The following is a 2,104-nucleotide window of genomic DNA, read 5'->3' on the forward strand; positions in this document are numbered from 1 at the left end:
CGGGCCGCCGCCCCGTCCGCCGTCCCCCGACCGGAGACACCCTTGAACCCGCCCTCGTCCGTCCTGCCCGGCCGCGACCCGCTCGCGTCCGCCGTCTCGAAAGTGAAGTGGCACGTGCTGCCGCTCGTGCTGATCATGTTCATCGCGAACTACATCGACCGCGTGAACGTCGGCTTCGTCGATCGCCATCTCGAAGCGTCGATCGGCATCGGCGCGGCCGCGTACGGGCTCGGCGCCGGGCTGTTCTTCGTCGGCTACGCGCTGTTCGAAGTGCCGTCGAACCTGCTGATGCAGCGCTACGGCGCGCGCATCTGGCTCGCGCGGATCATGGCGACATGGGGCATCGTCGCGGCCGCGATGGCGTTCGTGTGGAACGACACGTCGTTCTACGCGCTGCGCTTCCTGCTCGGCGCGGCCGAGGCCGGCTTCTTCCCCGGCGTCGTGCTGTACCTGTCGCAATGGCTGCCGCCGCAGGAACGCGGCAAGGCGATGGCGATCTTCCTTGGCGGCTCCGCGTTCGCGTCGGTGCTGTCCGGGCCCGTCACCGGCGCGCTGCTGTCGATCCGCGGCTTCGGCCTGGAAGGCTGGCAATGGATGTTCCTGATCGAAGGGCTGTTCTCGGTCGCGCTGTGCGGCGCGAGCTGGCTGCTGCTGAAATCGCATATCCGCGATGCGACGTGGCTCACCGCCGAAGAACGGACGGCGCTGCAGAACGCACTCGACGACGAGCGCGCGACGCGCGACGTCCGCTCGAACGTGCCGGTGCGCGCCACCACGCTGCTGCGCGATCCGCAGATCATGCTGTTCTGCTTCCTGTACTTCTCGATCCAGCTGACGATCTACGCGGCCACGTTCTGGCTGCCGACCATCATTCGCAAGATGGGCGGGCTCACCGATTTCCAGGTCGGCCTGTACAACACGATTCCGTGGATGATCGCGATCGGCGCGATGTACGGCTTCGCGGTGCTGTCGTCGAAGTGGAAGCATCCGCAGCGCTGGCTGGCGTGCGCGCTCGTGCTGGCCGCGTGCGGGCTGTTCGCGTCGACGTCGCATGATCCGGTCTGGTCGTTCGCGTCGATCTGCTTCGCCGCGCTCGGCTTCAAGGCCGCGTCGTCGCTGTTCTGGCCGATTCCGCAGGGCTATCTCGATACGCGGGTGGCCGCGGCCGCGATCGCGCTGATCAACTCGGTCGGCAACCTCGGCGGTTTCGTCGCGCCGACGGCCTTCGGCTATCTGAAGCAACATACGGGTTCGATCACGGGCGGGCTGTATGCGCTCGCGATCGCTTCGCTCGTCGCCGCGGTCCCCGCGCTGTTCGCGCGCACGCACCGGCGCAGCGATCCGCCGCGCGGCCAGCCGGCCGACGAAACTTTCTCGCACGCCTCGATGCTCCGCCATGCCGAACACTGACCGCCTGACCGTCGTCGTCTCGAATGCCGTCGACGGCGACCTCGCCACCTTCGCCCTCACCGGCGACGGCACGCTCGCGCCGCTCGCCCGTTATCCGGCCGCCAACGTCGCGATGCCGATCGCCGTGCAGGCCGACCGCACGCGGCTCTACGTCGCGACGCGGAACGCGACGATCGTCGGTTGCTCGCCGCGGGCACGCTCGCGCGCATCGGCACGACCGCGATCGACGCAAGCCATGCGTACCTGTCGCTCGACCGCAGCGGCCGCTGGCTGCTCGGTGCGTCGTACGGCGGGAATTCGCTGAGCCTCTACGACGCCGCCCGCGTGCGCGACGGCGACGGCACGCCGCTGCAAGTCGCGAGCGGCATCGCGAACGCGCACGCGGTGATCGTGTCGCCGGACAACCGTTTCGCGTACGTCAGCTCGCTCGGTTCGGACCGCGTGTTCGGCTTCGCGCTCGTCGAGGACGCCGCCGGCCTGCGCGCGATCGAGCACGGCGAAACGCGCGTGCCGGCCGGCTTCGGCCCGCGTCACCTGCGGTTCGCGGATGACGGCCGCACGCTCATCGTCGTCAGCGAATTCCAGGGAACGCTCGCGACCTTCGCGCGCGATACCGACACCGGCCGGCTCGGCGACCCGCATGTGAGCGCGCGCCATCCGGCCGTCGCCGAACTCGCGCAAGGCCATGCGCGCC

1 protein-coding gene and 1 pseudogene are annotated in these 2,104 nt (G+C 69.5%); both read left to right on the forward strand.

The features are described 5' to 3' along the window. Positions 1 to 42: 42 nt before the first annotated feature. Positions 43 to 1,410 (forward strand): MFS transporter, encoded by a 1,368-nt coding sequence (locus H3O04_RS35120; protein WP_202589494.1) that lies wholly within the window; start codon positions 43 to 45, stop codon positions 1,408 to 1,410. After that, positions 1,397 to 2,104 (forward strand): annotated as a pseudogene (locus H3O04_RS35125) (lactonase family protein); the annotation flags it as partial. The gene H3O04_RS35120 and the pseudogene H3O04_RS35125, both read left to right, overlap by 14 nt.

The sequence above is a fragment of the Burkholderia sp. KCJ3K979 genome (assembly GCF_016759955.1).
Lineage (GTDB): Bacteria > Pseudomonadota > Gammaproteobacteria > Burkholderiales > Burkholderiaceae > Burkholderia > Burkholderia orbicola.